This is a genomic window from Thermus neutrinimicus (assembly GCF_022760955.1).
Classification (GTDB): Bacteria; Deinococcota; Deinococci; order Deinococcales; family Thermaceae; genus Thermus; species Thermus neutrinimicus.
Window position 1 is genome coordinate 43,086 of sequence record NZ_JAKTNU010000002.1, and the last position, 18,290, is coordinate 61,375.

An 18,290-nucleotide genomic window follows, 5' to 3' on the forward strand; every position below is an offset into this window, starting at 1 on the left:
GTCCTAGCCCCACACCACCTGGGCCACCTTGGAGGAAAGGGCATCCCAGGCCCGTTGCAAACGGCTTAGCAGGGCGTTTTCCACCTGGGTCCTGCCCCCCTTGCCGATGGCCCTTACCCCAAGGCGCAAGGCAGGGTCGGCCCTAAGCTCCAGGCCCCGCTCCCGCGCCAGACCCTCGAGGTGGGGAAGGTTTTCGGGATGGGAAGCCAAGGCCTCGGGCTCGCCCAAGGCCGCAAGGGCCTCCTCGGCCAGCTTCCGCAAAATCCCTGGCCAATCGGGGCTACCCGGTAGGGCCATAAGGGCCTCCTGCACCTTTTCCCTCACCCGGGCCAGTACCTCCCCCTTGGCCTCGGTACGGGCTGTAGCCTGGAGGAGCTCCCCGGCGCTTTCCGCCCGGCGGATGGCGGCCTGCAGGCTGGCCTCGAGGGCCCGCTTCTTGGCGGAAAGCATCCCCTCGGCCTTGGCCTTGGCCTCGGAGGTCAGGCGCTCCGCCTTGGCCTTGGCCTCCTGCAAAACGGCCTGGATCTCCGCCTCCACCTCCTGGCTCAGAATGGCTTCCAGTTTGGACATCTGCCCTCCTTGGAAACAGGCCCCACCCCGAAGGGGGCAGGGCCCTAAAAACCCCTTACAGCTTGCCGTTCAGGATGAAGGCGATGAGAAGGCCGAAGATCACCAGCGTCTCGGGCAAGAGGAGGAAGATCAAGGCGGTACCGAAGTTGCTCCGGTCCTCGGCAATGGCCCCCACGCCCGCCGCACCGATGCGGGCCTGGGCCACGCCGGTGCCCAAAGCCGCCAGGCCCACCGCCAAGCCCATGCCCACGGCGATAAGGCCTCGGTCCAAGCCCCCGGAGGCCGCCGCCTCCTCCGCCGCAAAAGCCAGAGCGCCAAAAACCGCCACCAGAACCGTAACCAGAAGCTTCTTCATCTCTTTCCCTCCCTAAAGCGTCTCGCGGACGCTCTTGAACGGCCGGTAAGGCCTGCCGTTCTCCTCGTAGAAGCCGAACTTGGTGAAGAACTCCACCCAGATAAGACGGATGGGCTGGAGCATGTGGCCCAAGGTGGTGAGAAACAGGATGAGAAGATGCAACACTGCCGCCACCCCGATGCCCAGAAGCACGCCCAGAAGCCCGATCCGCTCCGCCAGGGCGAAGCCCACATCGGTGAGAAGGCCTGCCAGAATCCCCCCAGCAGCCCCCACCGCATAGATACGGATGTGGGAGAGGATATGCCCCGCCTGGGTGAAGATCTCCGGGACCATGAGCCACATCCGGCTCATGAGAACCGCCAGCAAGAAGACGCCAAAGCCCAGGTACATGACCAAGGAAAGCCACCCGGCCTGCAGGTTCCCCAGATACCCCGCCGCCAGGGCTAGGATCCCCAAAAGGCCTCCCAGATACCCCACGCCCTCCCAGAAGTGGCCCATGTGCCGGTGCTTAAGACCCAGGTAGGCCCTCAAGGCCAGGCCCCAGAAGACCATAACCACCCCGAAGGCCACGGAAAGGAGGATAAGGAGGTTGGCGGTCTTGGCCGTATCGATGCGGGGAATGAGGATGGGGATGAGGCCCGGGTGCTCGGGGGTGCCAAACACCCCCAGGTGCTCCAGGAAGGTGCCGAAGAACTCCCCATAGATGAAGCCCCAGACCACCGTCCAGAAAACCATCCAGTTAAGGATGTAGACCAGCTTCCCGATGACCGCAGGTTTGAGCCTGAGGGCGAAAAGGTCGATGACCAAAGGCTCGTTCCGCTTCACGAACCCGGAAAGCCAGCGCCCGAGGAACAGGAAAAGGAGGGCATACCCAATGTCCCCCACGATCATGCCAAACCAGAAGGGGAAGAAGATGGGCACCACCGGGGTGGGGTCCAGGGAGCCGTACTTGGGGGTGTTGAGGAAGCTCACCAAAAGCTCAAAGGGCTTAGCCCAAGGAGGGTTGTCCAGGGCCACGGGCACCCGGTCCGCCTCGTGGTGCTCGTCCACGGGCTCAAAGGCGTAGACCGCGCTCTCCTTGTGGCGGGCCAGGGCCTCCTCCACCCGGCCCTTGGCCTTCACCGGCACGTAGCCCAAAAGGGCGAAGCCAAACCGGCCGGAGGCCAGCTCCTCCAGGGCCTTGAGCCGGGCCGCCTCGTCCTTGGCCCTGGTCCAGAGGCTCTGCAGGGTGGAGGCCGCGTCCTGGGCCAGCCGGTAAAGGGCCTGGCGTACCTCGGAAAGCTCCTTGGGGGCAGCCTCGGCCCGCTCCCTCAGCCGGCGGGTGGCCTCGCTTAGGGGGAGGTCGCCATAGGCACCGGGCAGGCGGAGCTCCGCCACCCCGGCCCGGGAAAGGGCCGCCTTGGCCGCCTCGAGGTCCTTCCGGTGCACCACGAGAAGCCCGGCCACCCCCTTGGAGTAGGGCTCGCTGGCCAGGATGAACCGGTCCTCCAGGGCCTTTTTCAAGGCCTCCTCCACCAGGGGAAGCTCCTTCTCCGTGATCAAAAAGGGCACCACCCGGAGGCGAGCGCTTCGGTCCAGGCCCTGGGCCATGGCGGCCAGTTTCTCCAGGGGCTCCAGGTAAGCCTGGGCCAGGGAAAGCTCCTCTTCCAGCTCCTGCCTCTGCCGGGCCAGGCCCTCCGCGTGCGCCTGGATGGGGGAAAGGGCCTTTTCCGCCGCCTCCAGCCTGTCGGGGAAGGGCCTTGTGGGCTCCATCTCCCGGCCCAGGAGGGCCAGGGTGTGCTCGGCTCCCGCCGCCACCCCTTCCCAGCGCCTGAGCTCCTCCCGCTCCTCCTGGGAAAGCTTGTACTCGGCAAGCTCCTCCACCCGGAGGGTCTCCAGGTGGACCACCCCCGCCTGCTGCAGGCTGTGGAGAAGCTCCTGGGCCTTGGCCTTGGGCCCGGCCAGGACCAGCTTCTCCATGGGGGCAATCACGGCAAAACCTCCTTCAGAACCAGGGCCACCGCCTCCTCCAACCGGGCCTCTGCCTTTTCCCTCACCGCCTTGGCCTCGGCCTCCGCCTGGGACCGAAAGCGGGCCAGGACGGCCTCGGTTTCCTTGGCCTCCCGTTCCCGGTACTCGGCCTCCAGGGCCTTAGCCTTGGCCTCGGCCTCCGCCAGGAGGGCCCTGGCCTCCGCCTCAGCCTGCTCCACCAGGGCCTCGGCTTCCTTCCTCGCGGCCTCGAGGCGGGCCAATAGCTCCCGTTCCTTTTCCGCCAGGCTCTTGATAAGTCCCAGGCCTCCCATCGCCCCTCCCTTCGTGAAAAGATGCGCAAACTGCGCCTGCCGGATAGGATACCGGCCTTTGGGGCAAACGTCAACCAACCCCGCTTAAGTATACTTAAGCGATGCGGATTCTCGTCAACGAAAAAGGGGCCCAGCGCCTCCTGGCCCGGCACCTTTGGGTCTTCCGCCGCGATGTGCTCTCGGGTCCCGAGGAGCCCGGCCTTTACCCCGTTTACTGGGGCAAGCGCTTTCTTGCCCTGGCCCTCTTCAACCCCAATAGCGACCTCAGCCTGCGGGCCTACCGCTTCCGCCCGGCAAGGGATCCGGTGGAGGCGCTTTTGGACAACCTGGATAAGGCCTTGGCCCGACGCCTCCCCGCCTTGGAAGGGGAGCCCGAAGGGGGCTATCGCCTGGTCCATGCGGAAGGGGACTTCCTGCCGGGACTGGTGGTGGACTACTACGCGGGCCACATGGTCCTCCAGGCCACGGCCCACGCCTGGGAAGGCCTTCTGCCCCAGGTGGCAGAACGCCTTAAACCCCTAGGCCAAAGCCTCCTAGCCAAAAACGACCCCAGGGCCCGGGAGCTGGAGGGCCTACCCCTCTACGTCCGGCCCCTTTTTGGCCAGGTGCCTCCGGAAGCTACGGTGAAGGAAGGCCAGATCCGCTACCGGGTGGACCTCACCGGGGGCCAGAAGACGGGCGCCTACCTGGACCAAAGGGACAACCGGATTCTAATGGAAAGGTTCCGCGGCGAAAGGGCCTTGGACGTGTTCAGCTATGCGGGAAGCTTTGGCCTCCACCTGGCCCTGGGCTTCAAGGAGGTGATCAGCGTGGACAGTTCCCTCGAGGCCCTAAGGCAAGCGGAGGAGAACGCCAGGCTGAATGGGCTCTCCCTCAAGACGGTGGAGGCCAACGCCTTCGACTACCTAAGGGCCCTGGAAAAGGCGGGGGAACGGTTTGACCTGGTGGTGCTGGACCCGCCCGCCTTCGCCAAGGGGAAAAAGGATCTGGAAAGGGCCTACAGGGCCTACAAGGAGGTGAACCTCCGGGCCATCAAGCTCCTCAAGGAAGGGGGCCTCCTGGCCACCAGCAGCTGCAGCCACCACCTAACCGAGCCCCTCTTCTACCAAATGCTCACCGAGGCGGCCCAGGACGCCCACCGCAGCCTAAGGGTGGTGGAGAAACGGAGGCAGGGGTGGGACCATCCCATCCTCCTCAACCATCCCGAAACCCACTACCTGAAGTTCGCCCTCCTAGAGGTTCTTTGATCCGGGCCGCCAGGCCCTCAGGATCGGGCCCGGGAAGGGATATCCCTTCCCGGGCGAGGAGTCCCCACCCCCACCTCCCGTACCTCCTCCCAGGGAATCCGGCGCCAAGCCCCAAGGGGGGATGGAGGCTAAGGTGGTGGGGAAAAAGCCGTAACCGCCAACCCCGCCCAGAAGACCCAGGGGGAGAGGCCAGCAAAACCCACCTCGAGGAGCATCCCCATCCATTATCCCCCAAGGCCACCCCGGGATAGACTAAAGGGGTGGAGAAGGACCTGTTGGAAGCCCTGGGCCAGCACCTGGTCTGGCGCATCGGCCGGGCCGAGGAGGAAGAGGTCCTGGTGGTGCGGGTGGGCCTGGCCTCGGCCACACCCCGCTTCCGGGAGCTGCCCAGGCTCCTAAATATCCCGGACGCCGAGGTGGCCCGCCTGGCCAAGGAAGGCCGGGTGCGGGTGGAGTGGGTGGAAGGATGAAGGCCAGGCTGTACCTCGTCCTGAGCGGCCATCCCTCCCAGGGTCTACCCCTGGAACTCCGCTGGGAAGGGGGGGAGGTGCAGGGAGTCTTCCGGCAGGCAAACCCCGTGCTGGGGGAGGTGGCCCTTCCCTTCGCCTCGAGGCTTACAGGGGAGCACCTAAAGGCCTTGCCCCTCCCTCCACCTTCCCTAAAGGTGGAGGGTCGGGTGCTGCCGGGCACCAAGGGTCTGGAGCTGGAGCTGGAGCTAAGCCTGATCCTCCCCGAGGGCCGGACCTGGGGGGAACGGGCCTTCACCCGTATCCTGGAACTCGTCTTCTACAAAAGCCTGGAGCGCTCCCTTCCCCAGGTGGTCCTTTCTCCGGTATAGTGCCCTATAAAGGAGGTGTCCATGCTGGAGATCCGGTACCTAGGCCACTCGGCGGTCTGGCTTTCCGACGGCAAGACCAAGGTGGTCATCGATCCCTTCCTCACCGGCAACCCCCTGGCCCCGGTGGGGGTGGGGGAGGTGCAGGCGGACCTCATCCTGGTCACCCACGCCCACGGGGACCACTTCGGCGACGCCGTGGCCCTTTCCAAGAAGGGGGGCACGGTGGTTTCCACCTTTGAGATCGCCACCTATGCGGAGAAGCACGGGGCCAAGGCGGTGCCCATGAACATCGGGGGCACCTACCGCTTCGCCGGGGGCTGGCTCCAGTGGTTCCCCGCCTGGCACTCCTCCAGCTTCCCCGACGGCACCTATGGGGGTATGCCCATGGGGGTGGTGGTGGAGCTGGGTGGCAAGCGCATCTACCATGCCGGGGACACCGCCTTATTCTCCGATATGCGCCTCATCGGGGAGCTGGGCCTGGACCTGGCCTTCCTGCCCATCGGCGACCACTTCACCATGGGGCCGGAAGACGCCCTAAAGGCTTTAGAGCTCCTTAAACCCAAGCGGGTGGTGCCCATCCACTACAACACCTTCCCCCCCATCCGTCAGGACGGGGACGCCTTTGCCGAGAGGGCCAAGGAAAAGGGCGTGGAGGGCCATGCCCTAAAACCGGGAGGGGTACTGGTCCTTGACTAGCCTGAGGCGCAAGGACTTCCGCCTGCAGATGCTCCTGGGCCTGGGGCAGACCGCCCAGGTCTACCTGGCGGAGGCCCCCGGTGGGGAGAAGGTAGCCCTTAAGCTTCCCCGCAAGGAGGTCAGGCAGGACCCCAAGCTGGCCGAGCGCTTCGCCCGGGAGGTTTCCCTCAGCCTTTCCCTGAAGCACCCCCACCTGGTCCAGGGGCTTTACGGGATACCCTTCGGCGAGGAGGCCTTTTTGGCCCTGGAGTACCTGGAGAGGGGAACCCTGGAGGCAGAGCTCCTCAAGGGCCCCCTTCCCCAGGAAGAGGCCGTGCGGGCACTTTTGCAGGTGGGAGACGCCCTGCTTTTCCTGCACCAAAGGGGTTTCCTCCATCAAGACGTGAAGCCCGCCAACGTGTTCGTGGGGGAAGGGGTTTACAAGCTGGGGGACCTGGGAACTGTGCGCCCCCTGACGGAGGCCTTCTCGGAGTATGCGGGAAGCCCCCACTACCTGGCTCCCGAGCTGTTCCTGGGGGGCAAACCTAGCCCCAAAAGCGATGCCTACAGCTTTGGGGTGATGGCCTATGAGCTCCTCACGGGAAGGCGGCCCTTTCGCGGGGAAACCCTCGAGGAGCTCAGAAACGCCCATCTCCTTCTCCCTCCCCCTCCCACCTCCCTTTCCCCCAGGCTGGACAAGGCCTTACGGCGCCTTTTGGCCAAGAACCCGGAGGAACGGCTTGACCTCAAGGCCTTCCTGGAGGTCCTGAAGAGCCCCCAGGCCCCCAAAGCCGAGGAAACCCCGCCCAAGCGCAAGGGGTTTCCCTTCTGGAGGAAGTAGATGGAACCCATCTGGTACCCAAAGCCCGAGGAGGCCCGGGCCACCAGGCTTTTCCGGATCATGGAGGCCCTGGGCTTTCAAGACTACGAGGCCTTTTACCGGTACAGCGTGGAGGAGCTAGAGGACTTTTACGGGCAGTTTTTCACCCATCTTGGGATACCCTGGCGCAGGCCCTATGAGCGGGTGGTCTCCGGCACCTTCCCCCTCCCCCAGTTTTTCCCGGGGGGCCGGCTCAACCTGGTGGAGGCCGCCCTCAGCCACGAACCCGCCGCCCTAGCCCTCGTCCACGAAACCGAGGAGGGTGGGGTGCGCACCCTCACCTACGGGGAGCTGTTTCAGGAAGTGGAAAGGGTGGCGGCGGGGCTTCGCGCCTTGGGGGTGGAGCGAGGGGACCGGGTGGGCTTGTGGTTCCCCATGGGCCTCGAGGCGGCCATCCTCCTCCTGGCCACCGCCTGGCTGGGGGCCATCGCCATCCCCATCTTCTCCGGCTACGCCGCCGAGGCGGCGGCGGTGCGGCTTAAGGACGCCAAGGCCAAGCTCCTGGCGGTGCAGGACGGCTTCCACCGGCGGGGAAGAAGGGTGGAGCTCCTCCCGGAGGCCCGCAAGGCCCAGGCCCTGGCGGAAACCCCCCATCTTTTGGCGGTGCGCCGGCTGGGCCTGCCCCGGGAAGCCGGGGAAGCGGACTACGCATCCCTAAGGGGCGAGCCCTCCCCCCCAGAGGAGATGGAAAGCATGGACCCCTTCATGCTCATCTACACCTCGGGCACCACCGGCCGCCCCAAGGGAACCGTTCACTACCACGCGGGCTTCCCCCTCAAGGCCGCCTTGGACCTGGCCCTTCTCTTTGACCTGAGGGAGGGGGACCGGCTTTTCTGGTTCACGGACCTGGGCTGGATGATGGGGCCCTGGGCCATCCTGGGGGGGTTGATTCTGGGAGCCACGGTGTTCCTCTACGACGGGGCCCCCGACTACCCGGGGCCGGAAAGGCTTTGGCGGATGGTGGAGGTCCACCGCCTCACCCACCTGGGCCTCTCCCCCACCCTGGTGCGGGGCCTGATCCCCTTGGGGGAGGAGCCCATAAGGGCCCACGACCTTAGCTCCCTCCGGGTTCTCGGCTCCACCGGGGAACCCTGGAACCTCGAGCCCTACCTCTGGTTCTTCCGCACGGTGGGAGAGGAAAGGAGGCCCATCGTGAACTACTCCGGCGGGACGGAGGTCTCCGGGGGCATCCTGGGCAACGTCCTGGTCAAACCCATCAAGCCCATGGGCTTCAACACCGCCGTGCCCGGGATGGCCGCGGCGGTACTGGACCCGGAGGGGAGACCCCTGGTGGGCCAGGTGGGGGAGCTGGCGGTGCTCAAGCCCTGGCCCGGCATGACCAAGGGCTTCTGGCAGGACGAGGCCCGCTACCTGGACACCTATTTCTCCCGCGTCCCCGGGGTTTGGGTTCACGGGGATCTGGCCCTTCAGGACGAGGAAGGCCACTTCTTCATCCTGGGCCGGAGCGACGACACCCTAAAGGTGGCGGGGAAGCGGGTGGGCCCAGCCGAGGTGGAAACCGCCGCCATCGCCCATCCCGCCCTGAAGGAGTGCGCCGCCATCGGGGTACCCCATCCGGTGAAGGGAGAGGCCATCGTGCTCTTTGCCGTGCTAAAGCCCGGCTTCTCCCCAAGCCCCGAGCTGGCCCAGGCGGTGGCCGACCGGGTGGCGGAGGCCCTGGGCAAACCCTTAAAGCCGGAAAAAGTGGTCTTCGTGCCCGACCTCCCCAAAACCCGCAACGCCAAAGTCATGCGCCGGGTGGTGCGGGCGGTCTACCTGGGCCAGGACCCGGGGGATCTCTCTGCCCTGGAAAACCCCGAGGCGGTGGAGGCCATCCGCCAGGCCTCCCAGGAAAGCTAGCCCGTGCGCACCCTAAGCCTTCTTCTCCTCCTGGGCCTTGCCCTGGCCACCCCGTTGGAGGAGGCGCGGGAACTCTATGCCCAAGGGGAGATGGCCGGGGTCTTGGCCCGCCTTGGCCCTCTTCTCCAGGGCTACGACCCTCCGGAGGAGGCCTTGCTCCTTGCGGGCTTCGCCCAGTACCGCTTAGGACGCCTGGAGGAAGCCCTTTTCACCTTCAGCCGGCTGGTGGGCACCTTGAAAGGGGGTAGCGAGGCCCTTTACGGATTCGGCCTAACCTTAAGGGCCTTGGGGGACCCGGAAGGGGCGAGAGCCGCCCTGGACTGGGCCCTAAGGCAGGGTTACCGGGAGGCAGAAGGCATCCTGGATAGCCTTCCCCCGCCTCCTTCCTTAGCCCCCAAGGCCCGCAAGGCCCCGCCTCCTTTCCGTGCGGAGAAGGGAAGGCTTTGGATCGGGGACAAGCCCTTCCAGGTGCGCGGGGTCAACCTGGGGGTGGCCTTGCCCGGGCGCTTTCCCGCGGAGTTCCCGGAGGAGGAAGCCCTCTACCGGGCCTGGCTGGAGCTCCTTTCCGCCATGGGGGCCAACACGGTGCGTACCTACACCCTCTTACCCCCCGCCTTCTACCGGGCCCTTTGGGGCCACAACCGCCTCCACCGGGACCGGCCCCTTTACCTTTTCCAGGGGGTATGGACCGAGCTCCCGGAGGAGGAGGGCCTCGAGGACTGGGAGGGGCCTTTCTTGGATAGGTTCCTCCTTGAGGGCCGAGAGGTCTTGGACGCCCTCCACGGAAACCTCAGCCGCCCACCCCGCCCGGGCCATGCCCATGGGGAGTACGCCGCCGATGTCTCCCCTTGGGTTATGGGCCTCTTGGTGGGCCGGGAGTTCGAGCCCTACTCGGTGGAAGCCTACAACCGGCGCCATCTAGGCCGCACCTACTGGGGTAGGTTCCTCGAGGCCTCCCCAGAGGCCAGCCCCTTCGAGGCCTACTTGGCCGAGGTCCTGGACCGCCTGGCCACCTACGAGTGGGAGGCCTATGGAACGGCGCGCCCCCTAAGCTTCGTCAACTGGCCCACCCTGGACCCCCTAAGCTGGCCAAGCGAGGCGGGTTTGCGGGAAGAGTATGAGCTGCGCCGCGCCCGTGGGGAAAAGGTGGAACCACCCCGTCCAGGACCTGTCCACGAGGAGGATACCGTTACCCTAGACCCCACCCACCTGAAACCTACGCCGGGTAGCCCCGTAACCCTCTTCGCCACCTACCACGTCTACCCCTACTACCCCGATTTCCTGGTCAATGAACCGGAACTGTCCCCAAACCGCTTCCGGGCCTACCTGTCCCGCCTAAAGGCCCACCACGGGGAGATGCCCCTCCTCATCGCCGAGTTTGGCCTGCCCAGTAGCCGGGGCATCGCCCACCTTCACCCCGAAGGCCTCCACCACGGGGGGCATTCCGAACCCGAGCAAGCGGAAAAGGTCCTGGCCCTTTGGCAGGACATTGCTAGCTTGGACCTGGCCGGAGGGATGGTTTTTGCCCTCATGGACGAATGGTTCAAGAGAAACTGGCTCGTGGCCCCCTTTGAGCTTCCCACCCCACGCGACCCCTTCTGGCACAACCTCCTGGACCCCGAGGAGAACTATGGCCTCATCGCCGCCACCGCTAAGGAAACCTTCCGGCTGGATGGCCAGGGGCAGGAATGGGAGGCCATACCCTTCCTCCTCCGGGAAGAAGGGCGCCTCCTCAAGGCCCATGCGGACCCCGAGTACCTTTGGCTCCTCTACCTAGGGCCCTTACCCTTAAGGCTTTGCCTGGACACCGTGCCCGGCGGGGTTCCGGTGACCGAGGGGTTTGGAGCGGAGTTCCTCCTGGAGGTGAACGCCGAGGGGGGAAGGCTTCTGGCGGAGAAGGGGTATTACCCCTTTCAAGAGCTGGACCATGGCCTGCCCGGAACAGAATACCTCCACTTCCGGGGGGCCACGCGGCCGGGGTCAGGACCCTTTGTACCCTTCCTCCTCGAGCCCAACCGCCGGCGCACCGGTCGGGACGGCACCGACTACCCCCGCATCGTCTACGAGCTGGGGAAGCTCCAGCGGGGCCAGGACCCCGAAGGAGCCCGGGACCCCACGGCGGACTACGCCCTGGGAAAGGAGGGGCTAGTGGAACTCCGCATTCCCTGGGGCATGCTCCTCATCACGGACCCCAGCCAGCGCCTGGCCTGGTACGCTCCTGGGCCTATCCCCATAGACGGCATCCGCCTCCTCCTCCCAGGGGCCCCACCCGTCCGCTTTTCCTGGCCCACCTGGGAGGAACCCGCCTTCACCCTAAGGCTTAAACCCCTCTACTTCCGCCTTCAGGAGCTCTGGCGAGGAGGGCCTTGAGGGGCAGGCGCAGGGCTATGGCCCCCAAAAGGAAAAGCCCCAGGCCTAGCCCCCCGCCCACCACGAGGGGTAGGAGGGCCTCCGTGGCGCTTCGAGTGGGAAACACCTGGGCCAAGACCAAGCCGGGCAAGGCGGCCAAGAGCCCTGCCAATAGGGCCCGGAGGAGAAAGGGCGGGAACCCCCAAAGCCCCACTCCCTCCCGGGCCAGAAGGCGCAGGTAAAGGAAAAGCCCCAGATACCCTGCCAAGGCGGTGGCCAGGTTCAGGGGAAAAAGCCCGGCATCCCGGAGAAACCAGTACCCCAGGGTGTTGGTCAGAAACACGGTGGCGCTAGCGGAAACCGCCTCCCGGATCCGCCCCAGGGCGTAAAGCCCCCTTAGGAGCAGGGTGTTCACCCCCCAGGGCAACACGGCAAAACCCAGGGCCGCCAGAACCTGGGCGCTGTAGGCCCGGTTCTCCGGGGTTAGAGGGCCAAAGAGCCCGAAGAGCACCACCACCACAAAGGGGGCTAGACCGGTGAGAACCCCCCCCAGGAGGGCCAGGAGAAGGGTAAGCCGGCGCAAAGGACCCAGGAGGAAACGGGCGAGGGCCTCGCCCCTCAGGGCGCTCATCCTGGGGAACAAGGCGATGGCCGGCGAGGTGGCAAAAAGCCCCAGGACCATCTGGAAGACCACCTCGGCGTTGTAGAACCCCGTGACCGCCGCCGGGGGGTAGCGGGTGAGGATATGGGTCAGGACCAGGTTTAAGAACTGGCGCAAGGAGGTGGTGAAGGCAAAGGGCCCCATCCGCCCCAAGGCTGGGAGGAAGGCCTGGTGCCAGCGCCACTCCAGGACATAACCCCTAAGGAAAGGCAGCTGGACCAAGGCCTGGACCAGCCCTCCCAGGGCCACGGAAAGCCCTAGGAAAGTGGGGTCTCCCGGGAATAGGGCCATGAGGCCGATGGCCACCAGGTTGAAGGCCACTGGACCCAAGGCGTAGGGGAGAAAGCGTTCCTCCGCCTGAAGAAGGGCGGAGAAAAGCGCCGCCATGGAGATGCCCAGGAGAAAGGGTAGGAGAAGCCGGGTGAGGTAGACCACCTGGGCCAAGCCCCCGTCCTCCCGCAGGTGGCTTTCCCCAGCCACCAAAAGCCCCACCACCCAAGGGGCCAGGAGATACCCCAGGCCCAAAACCAGGAGGTTAACCCCCAACAGGAAAGCTCCAAAGCGGCGGGCAAAGGCCCGGGCCTCCTCCGGGGGCAGGCCCTTTAGAAGGGGGATGAGGGCGTTCTGCACCGCCCCCTCCGCCAGTAGCTCCCGGAGGAGGTTGGGCACCCGGTAGGCCACGTTGAAGGCATCCTTCAGGGCGTCGGGGTAGAGGGCGTTGAAGACCGCCTGGCGCACCAGGCCCAAGACCCTCGAGGCCAAGGTACCCCCCATGACCAGGAGGACCTTACGCAGCATTCCCTTCCAGCACCTCCTGGAATATTTCCAAAAAGTTCGCCTGGTTGACCACCGTGAGGCCGTGGAGGGCGGAAAGCTCCTTGGCGCGGGCCTTGTCCATGCCCAAAAGCACCAAAAAGCTCTCCCTGGCGGATAGCCCCAGCACCTTCTTCAGCCCCGCGTACTTGGCGATGTGGGCCTGGAAATCCCCCGTTTTAGCCTCAAACCAGAAAAACCGCTCCCCTACCCTGAGGAGCACATCCAGCTCCATGCTGTCCCCGTTGGGCAGGGTGACCTGGTAGCCCACCGCCACCTCGTGAGGCAGGTTCTTGGAGCGCAGGAACTTGCGAAGCCTTTCCGCCACGTAACGCTCCAGCCAACCCCCGGTGAGGAAGTTCTGCACCCACCCCTCCGTGCTGGCCTTGGCCCGGATGCGCCGTTCCTCGCTCTTGTAGTGGTAGGAGGTGAGGAGGGCATACTGCTTGAGCATGGTGCAGAACTGGGTGGAGTTGGCGATCTCCTCCTGGGTGGCCTCGGAAAGGGAGAGCTCAAACTGCCGCTTGGTGGAAAGGCTTTGCTTGAGGCGCTCGTAAAGCTTCTCCAGGCTGGAATAGCGGTCCCCCAGGAAGAGGGCCAGCCGGGTCAACACCTTCTCCTTTTCCTCCTCCTCCTGCGGCTTCTTCACCACCTGGATGCCCAGACCCTTCAGCCATTCCTCCAGCGAGGCCGCCCTTTTCCCCCTCGAGGGCTCCGGCACCCGGCTGGGCGAGGCCAAAGCCGCCTCCGCCCCCCCGGGCTCCCGGAAAAGACGCCAGATCTCCCGGGTCAGGGCCAGGAAACGGGTGCGCACGGGATCCTCGGCTCCCTCCAGACCCGGCGGGGTAAGGCCCGAGCGCAGGGTATCCAAAAGCCAGGCCTCCAGGGCTTCCTGAAGGCTCTCCCGGGCGGCCTCGAGGTGGGGAGCCTCCACGCGCAGGCCCAGCTCAGGAAGCTCGGCCACGAAACGGCCAGGGCCCAGGAGGTCATACCGCGCCTGGGCCATGGACTTTTCCAAATAGCGGGTAAGAACGCCCACGCACCTAAGCATACCAAGGGAAAAAGGTTTGGCCCCGGGAAACCCGGGGCCCCATGGTGCCGGGGACGGGACTCGAACCCGTACGGGGGTAACCCCCCAGCGGATTTTAAGTCCGCAGCGTCTACCGTTCCGCCACCCCGGCGGGCGCCTTCCATACTACAAAAAGGGGGCCTCAGCGCCAAGGCGCAGGGTGAGGTCAGCCCCCAAGACCGCCTCCCCGGAGATGCGGTAGGGCACCCCCAAGGCCTCCCCCAAGGCCTGGGCCCAAAGCCCGGGCCCGTTTTCCAGCACCTCCGTGCGGGAAGGGGCCAGGTCCACGGGGTGGAGGATCACCCTTAGGCCCAACTCCCTCAATCTTGAACGGGCTTTCTCCACCTGGGCCTCCTGCCCCGGTCCATAGACTAAGGCCACCAACCGTCCCGCAAGGTCCCCCTTCTCCCCAGGCGCCTCCCCCTGGAAGTAAACCGCCAGAAGCCGCCTCAGGGCCTCCTGGTCCACGGTCCAACCCCCTCCCCCGAAGCTCCCCGGCAAAAGAAGGCTTACCAGATGGGGCCGCCTCATGGCGAAGCCCAGGATGGCCCCCTTTTCCTCCCGGGAAAGGTCGGTCTGGAAGTAGGGCTCCACCGCCGCCACCGCCCGGGGCAGGCGGAGCAACCCGGCAGGGGATAGCACCTGCTCCTTCAGGGCGTGGAAGAAGGCCTGCTGGCGCTGGATGCGCCCAATATCCCCCAGGGCATCCTTGCGAAAGCGCAAATACCCCTCCGCTCCCTTCCCGTCCAGCACCTGGCAGCCGGGCTCCAGGTGGATGTCCAGCCCCGCGGCGGTATCCCGGTAGCGCATGGGCTTTTCCACGCAGACCCTAACCCCCCCCAAGGCGTCTATCCCCCGGCGGAGGGCTTCCAAGCTCACCACCAGGTAACGGTCGGCCTGTATCCCGGTGATGCGGGCCACGGCCTCCTTCATGAGGTCCGGACCCCCCAAGGGGCTCGCCGCATTCACCTTGTGCCAGCCATACCCGGGAAGGTTCACCCAGACATCCCGGGGGATGGACAGGACCACCATCCGGTTGGCCCCGGGATCCAGGCGCACCAGCAAAATCGTATCTGCCAGGCCCCGGAAGCGCTCCGGTGCCCTTCGGTGGTAGCCGGAGTACTCGGGACTGGAGCCATAGACCAGCACCGTGAGGGGGGCCTTAAGCCCCTCGGGGGCGGGCAGGGCCCCATGCCGCACCACGGGTCCCAACAACGGGTAGGCCCATATCCCCAGGGCCACCAACAGGGCCAAAAGCAGAAGGAGGAGAAACCGCCGCACGGGGGCTTAGCATACAGCCCCCAAGGTGAGGCGGATTAAGGGAAGCAATAGGTGGTGTCCGACATCACCCGGTCCGCGCGGACGAGGCCAAAGCCGTATTCGTCGTCTCGACCGGAGGGACCTAGGTCCTCAGCTGTCCCGATCAAGCATTGATAGACCCGATCCGGGTTTGGCCATGCCTTGCGCTCGCTGGCGTACTTGCTCATGTAAAGGGCCACCACCCCGGCCACCACGGGGCTAGCAAAGGAGGTGCCGCTACCCAATTCGTAATCTCCGCCTGGCTTAGCCACCAGGACGCTGACCCCTGGGGCTACTAAGTCCAACCCGGGGCCACAGTTGGAAAAACTGGCCCGCTGTTTCGCGGGGTCCACCGCCCCTACCGCAATCACGCTTGGCAGGCTTGCCGGAAAAAATACCCCATAGGTTCCAGCGTTTCCTGCGGCCCCCACCACCACAAGGCCAGCGGCCCGGGCCTGGGAGATGGCGTTCTCCAGAACGGGATCTGAGACATTTGCCCCACCCAGGGAAAGGTTGGCCACCCTAGCCCCAAGGGCCCTAGCCAAGTCCATCCCCTTGGCAATATCCCCAGTGGTGGCCTCTGAACTCCCGTCCTTAAATACCTTGATGGGAACCACATACTTGCCCCAGGTCACCCCAGCCATCCCGAGAGCGTTATCGGTCTCCGCCCCAAGGATGCTGGCCACCCTAAGGCCGTGTCCGAAACTGGACCCCGTGGTCCGGTCGGTGGGGTCGGTGTCATCGTCGGCCACATCCAGCTTCACCCCTGGGGGAAGATAAAAGCTAGCCTGGACATCGCCATGGGGAAGCGTTCCCGTGTCCAAAACCGCGACAAGGGGTGGCTTATCCCGACCAGTGCTTCTGTCCCAGGCGGCCTCGAGGCCCACCAGCCCGTTCAGGTAGGCCCTTTGGCCAGAGGGGTAAAGGGGGTCGTTGGGCACGAGCAGGGGACGGTACACGTAGTTGGGTTGCACATACTGGGCGCCCGCCCGTAACAACGCCTCTGCCCGGACCTTCTCCTGCCCTGGCGGCACCTTCACCCGCAAAAGGCCTTGGGGAAGGGATTCCTGGGGCTCTACGCCCTGAGCCCTAAGGGTCCCTACGCCCACGCCAGGCCGGGGCAACACCAGGAGCTCGCCGGGGACATACTCCCCCTCAAACCGCCCCAAGCCCTGAAGCCTCAGGGGTTCCTCCGCCTGGACCTGTAGGGGTCCCACTGGGCATTCCGAGGGGTTAACCGGTGGCGGAGGAGGCGTCTGGGGGCACGCCGTGAGCAAAAGGGTCGTGGCCGTAAGAAGTGCCAGGAAAAGAACCCGCTTCATGCCCTTTACTCTATATCCCCCAAGAAAGAATTCCCTTAACCTTGCCCTAAGGTTTGCGCCACCCGGTCCGCCAGCTTCTCCAGGAAGGCGAAGAACATGGGCCCGTAGTGGGCCAACTCGTCCCCATCCGTGGCCACCACGGGGAGGTTCCAGCCCCTCTCCCTGGCCAGGGCCCGGGCCTTCTCCAGGGGGTTCCGGCCCCAGGGCTTGGGCTCGTAAAGGAACAGGTCCGGCTTGCGGCGCTTTACCTCCTCGAGGTCCGGCGGGAAATACGCCTGGGGCAGATCCAGGAAGATGGGCCTAAGCCCCAGGTGCAAGAGGGCCTGGGCGATGTAGCTTCCCCGGCCCACGGTGATGGGCCCCCCCAGGTCCATCTCAAAGTAGACCCTCAGGTCAAACCGCCCCTTGAGGCGGCCATAGCGCTCGGCCAGCTGGTGGGCGAGCTCGGAAGCCCTTTCCTCCCGATCCAGAAGATGCCCCAGGGTAGACAGGTTTTCCAGGATGCCGTAGGGGCTTAAGGGCAAGGGGAGGGCATAGACGGGAAAGCCCTCCTCCTTAAGCCGCAGGGCCTGGTCCCGTTGCACCCCGGTGGAAAGGAAGACCACATCGGGCCTAAGGCTCCGAAGCAGCTCGGTGCGGGCCTTGGTGTAGGAGGCCAGGACCGGCAAGGACAGGACCTCCGCCGGCCGGTGGCAGAAGGCGCTTCGGCCCAAAACCCTTTCCCCCACCCCCAGGGCAAAAAGGGCATCGGTCACGTTGGGGGCCAGGCTGACGATGCGCTCCAGGCGATCGGGGAGCTCCAAAGGACCCAGGAGTTCGTGGAAGAGCCTCATCGCCTAAGGTCCAGGGAGCGGGCGTGGGCCTCGAGGCCCTCGGCCCGGGCAAGAAGCGCCCCCTTCTGGGCCAGGTCCCTCACCGCCCCCTCCGCCAGGCCCATCACCGGGATCACCTTCAGGAAGTCCCGCACCGCAAGCCCTCCTTGGAAGCGGGCGGTGCCCGAGGTGGGCATCACGTGGCTGGGCCCGGCGATATAGTCCCCCAGGGCCTCGGGGCTACCCTCCCCCAGGAAGACCCCCCCGGCGTTCTGCACCTTTCCCAGCCAGGGCAAGGGGTCCGCCAGGGCCAGGCAAAGGTGTTCGGGAGCGTAGAGGTTGGCCAGGGCAAAGGCCTCCTCGAGGTCCTGGGTGAGCACCAGGCCTCCCCGCTCTAAAGCCCGTTTGGCGATCTCCGCCCGGGGCAGGTCCTGAAGCTGGCGGGAAAGCTCCGCTTCCACCCTCTCCAAGAGGGCCCGGTCGGGAGAGAGGAGCCAGGGCTCGGAGTCAGGGCCGTGCTCCGCCTGGGCTAAGAGGTCGGCGGCGAGAAGCCTGGGCGAGGCCGAGCCATCGGCCACGATGAGGGTCTCCGTGGGGCCCGCCAGACCATCCAGCCCCACGGTGCCGAACACCTGCCGCTTGGCCGCCACCACGTAGGCGTTGCCCGGCCCCACGATCTTGTCCACCCGGGGAACCCGCTCGGTGCCGTAGGCCATGGCGGCGATGGCCTGGGCCCCGCCCATGGCGAAAAGCCGGTCCGCCCCGGCCACCCAGGCGGCGGCCAGCACCCCCGGGTGGACCCTTGGGGGACTGGCCACGATCACCTCCGCCACCCCCGCCACCTTGGCGGGCACCACGCTCATGAGGAGGCTGGAAAGAAGGGGGGCGCTCCCCCCAGGCACATACACCCCCACCCGGGAAAGGGGGCGGACCAGCTGGCCCAGAAGGCCGCTGGCGTCCGCCCTCAAAAAGCCACCCCTGGCCTCCTCCCGATAGAAGGCCTCTATGCGTTCCTTGGCGGTCTCCAGGGCGTCCCTGAGCTCCTCGTCCAGGTCTTCGTAGGCCTGGCGCCAGGCCTTTTTGGGAATCTCCTCCACGGGGTGGCCGTCCAGGTCCAGGCTGAAGCGGTCTAAGGCCGCATCCCCTTCCTCCCGCACCGCGGCCAGGATACCCCGCACGATCTCCTCCACCGTGGGGTCAAAGGAAAGGCCCCGGCGGGCGAAGCGCTCCCTCACCTCCTCCGCTAGGTAGATCATGC

17 protein-coding genes and 1 tRNA gene are annotated in these 18,290 nt (G+C 66.0%); 7 read left to right on the forward strand and 11 right to left on the reverse strand.

Annotated features, from left to right (window positions below; translation table 11 throughout):
• Positions 1–3 precede the first annotated feature (3 nt).
• The 4 genes from L0C59_RS02170 to L0C59_RS02185 are packed head-to-tail and all read right to left on the reverse strand — an operon-like array spanning position 4 to position 3,207.
• Complete coding sequence (locus L0C59_RS02170) at positions 4–570, reverse strand: V-type ATP synthase subunit E (RefSeq protein ID WP_243089570.1); 567 nt, start codon at positions 568–570, stop codon at positions 4–6.
• A gap of 55 nt (positions 571–625) precedes the next feature.
• Positions 626–925, reverse strand: coding sequence for an ATP synthase subunit K (locus L0C59_RS02175; RefSeq protein ID WP_038029369.1), 300 nt, complete (start codon positions 923–925; stop codon positions 626–628).
• Between the two features lie 12 nt (positions 926–937).
• Positions 938–2,896: a V-type ATP synthase subunit I gene (locus L0C59_RS02180; protein WP_243089571.1), complete on the reverse strand. Its 1,959-nt coding sequence runs from the start codon at positions 2,894–2,896 to the stop codon at positions 938–940.
• Positions 2,893–3,207 (reverse strand): V-type ATPase subunit subunit G family protein, encoded by a 315-nt coding sequence (locus tag L0C59_RS02185; RefSeq protein ID WP_243089573.1) that lies wholly within the window; start codon positions 3,205–3,207, stop codon positions 2,893–2,895. Before L0C59_RS02185 ends, L0C59_RS02180 begins: the two co-directional genes overlap by 4 nt.
• A gap of 101 nt (positions 3,208–3,308) precedes the next feature.
• On the opposite strand from L0C59_RS02185, the gene L0C59_RS02190 reads away from it, so the two are divergent.
• From L0C59_RS02190 to L0C59_RS02220, 7 genes are all read left to right on the forward strand, one after another.
• Positions 3,309–4,454, forward strand: a complete 1,146-nt coding sequence (locus L0C59_RS02190) for a 23S rRNA (cytosine(1962)-C(5))-methyltransferase (RefSeq protein ID WP_243089575.1) — start codon at positions 3,309–3,311, stop codon at positions 4,452–4,454.
• A gap of 260 nt (positions 4,455–4,714) precedes the next feature.
• Positions 4,715–4,924: a DUF3248 domain-containing protein gene (locus tag L0C59_RS02195; RefSeq protein WP_015716772.1), complete on the forward strand. Its 210-nt coding sequence runs from the start codon at positions 4,715–4,717 to the stop codon at positions 4,922–4,924.
• Positions 4,921–5,292: a DUF3809 family protein gene (locus tag L0C59_RS02200; RefSeq protein WP_243089576.1), complete on the forward strand. Its 372-nt coding sequence runs from the start codon at positions 4,921–4,923 to the stop codon at positions 5,290–5,292. Before L0C59_RS02195 ends, L0C59_RS02200 begins: the two co-directional genes overlap by 4 nt.
• Positions 5,293–5,313: 21 nt before the next feature.
• Positions 5,314–5,988, forward strand: coding sequence for a metal-dependent hydrolase (locus tag L0C59_RS02205; protein ID WP_243089577.1), 675 nt, complete (start codon positions 5,314–5,316; stop codon positions 5,986–5,988).
• Positions 5,981–6,808: a serine/threonine-protein kinase gene (locus L0C59_RS02210; RefSeq protein WP_243089579.1), complete on the forward strand. Its 828-nt coding sequence runs from the start codon at positions 5,981–5,983 to the stop codon at positions 6,806–6,808. Before L0C59_RS02205 ends, L0C59_RS02210 begins: the two co-directional genes overlap by 8 nt.
• A complete protein-coding gene (locus L0C59_RS02215) occupies positions 6,809–8,707 on the forward strand; it encodes an AMP-binding protein (protein WP_243089581.1) in 1,899 nt (632 codons plus the stop codon).
• A 3-nt stretch (positions 8,708–8,710) separates the two neighbouring features.
• Positions 8,711–11,077, forward strand: coding sequence for a hypothetical protein (locus L0C59_RS02220; protein ID WP_243089583.1), 2,367 nt, complete (start codon positions 8,711–8,713; stop codon positions 11,075–11,077).
• Here the strand turns inward: L0C59_RS02220 and murJ are convergent.
• From murJ to hisD, 7 genes are all read right to left on the reverse strand, one after another.
• Positions 11,028–12,515, reverse strand: coding sequence for a murein biosynthesis integral membrane protein MurJ (gene murJ / locus L0C59_RS02225; RefSeq protein WP_243089585.1), 1,488 nt, complete (start codon positions 12,513–12,515; stop codon positions 11,028–11,030). The two genes, L0C59_RS02220 and murJ, sit on opposite strands and share 50 nt — an antisense overlap.
• Positions 12,505–13,581: a PDDEXK family nuclease gene (locus L0C59_RS02230; protein WP_243089586.1), complete on the reverse strand. Its 1,077-nt coding sequence runs from the start codon at positions 13,579–13,581 to the stop codon at positions 12,505–12,507. The genes murJ and L0C59_RS02230 overlap by 11 nt, the downstream gene beginning before the upstream one ends.
• Positions 13,582–13,623: 42 nt before the next feature.
• Positions 13,624–13,711 (reverse strand) — tRNA-Leu (locus L0C59_RS02235).
• Between the two features lie 14 nt (positions 13,712–13,725).
• Entirely contained in the window at positions 13,726–14,880 is a 1,155-nt protein-coding gene (locus L0C59_RS02240; RefSeq protein WP_243089588.1) for an LCP family protein, read from the reverse strand.
• 35 nt (positions 14,881–14,915) lie between these two features.
• Positions 14,916–16,220 (reverse strand): S8 family peptidase, encoded by a 1,305-nt coding sequence (locus L0C59_RS02245; protein ID WP_243089590.1) that lies wholly within the window; start codon positions 16,218–16,220, stop codon positions 14,916–14,918.
• Positions 16,221–16,255: 35 nt separating this feature from the next.
• Positions 16,256–17,053, reverse strand: a complete 798-nt coding sequence (locus L0C59_RS02250; protein ID WP_243089591.1) for an ABC transporter substrate-binding protein — start codon at positions 17,051–17,053, stop codon at positions 16,256–16,258.
• Positions 17,050–18,288: a histidinol dehydrogenase gene (hisD, locus tag L0C59_RS02255; protein WP_243089593.1), complete on the reverse strand. Its 1,239-nt coding sequence runs from the start codon at positions 18,286–18,288 to the stop codon at positions 17,050–17,052. The genes L0C59_RS02250 and hisD overlap by 4 nt, the downstream gene beginning before the upstream one ends.
• Between the last annotated feature and the right edge of the window lie 2 nt (positions 18,289–18,290).

Excerpts from the sequence above, each read along its gene's own strand:
- L0C59_RS02215 (WP_243089581.1), top strand. The coding sequence starts at position 6,809 with ATGGAACCCATCTGGTACCCAAAGCCCGAGGAGGCCCGGGCCACCAGG.
- L0C59_RS02200 (WP_243089576.1), top strand. The coding sequence starts at position 4,921 with ATGAAGGCCAGGCTGTACCTCGTCCTGAGCGGCCATCCCTCCCAGGGT.
- murJ (WP_243089585.1), bottom strand. The coding sequence starts at position 12,515 with ATGCTGCGTAAGGTCCTCCTGGTCATGGGGGGTACCTTGGCCTCGAGG.
- L0C59_RS02170 (WP_243089570.1), bottom strand. The coding sequence starts at position 570 with ATGTCCAAACTGGAAGCCATTCTGAGCCAGGAGGTGGAGGCGGAGATC.
- L0C59_RS02245 (WP_243089590.1), bottom strand. The coding sequence starts at position 16,220 with ATGAAGCGGGTTCTTTTCCTGGCACTTCTTACGGCCACGACCCTTTTG.
- hisD (WP_243089593.1), bottom strand. The coding sequence starts at position 18,288 with ATGATCTACCTAGCGGAGGAGGTGAGGGAGCGCTTCGCCCGCCGGGGC.
- L0C59_RS02185 (WP_243089573.1), bottom strand. The coding sequence starts at position 3,207 with ATGGGAGGCCTGGGACTTATCAAGAGCCTGGCGGAAAAGGAACGGGAG.
- L0C59_RS02230 (WP_243089586.1), bottom strand. The coding sequence starts at position 13,581 with ATGCTTAGGTGCGTGGGCGTTCTTACCCGCTATTTGGAAAAGTCCATG.
- L0C59_RS02205 (WP_243089577.1), top strand. The coding sequence starts at position 5,314 with ATGCTGGAGATCCGGTACCTAGGCCACTCGGCGGTCTGGCTTTCCGAC.
- L0C59_RS02250 (WP_243089591.1), bottom strand. The coding sequence starts at position 17,053 with ATGAGGCTCTTCCACGAACTCCTGGGTCCTTTGGAGCTCCCCGATCGC.
- L0C59_RS02190 (WP_243089575.1), top strand. The coding sequence starts at position 3,309 with ATGCGGATTCTCGTCAACGAAAAAGGGGCCCAGCGCCTCCTGGCCCGG.
- L0C59_RS02175 (WP_038029369.1), bottom strand. The coding sequence starts at position 925 with ATGAAGAAGCTTCTGGTTACGGTTCTGGTGGCGGTTTTTGGCGCTCTG.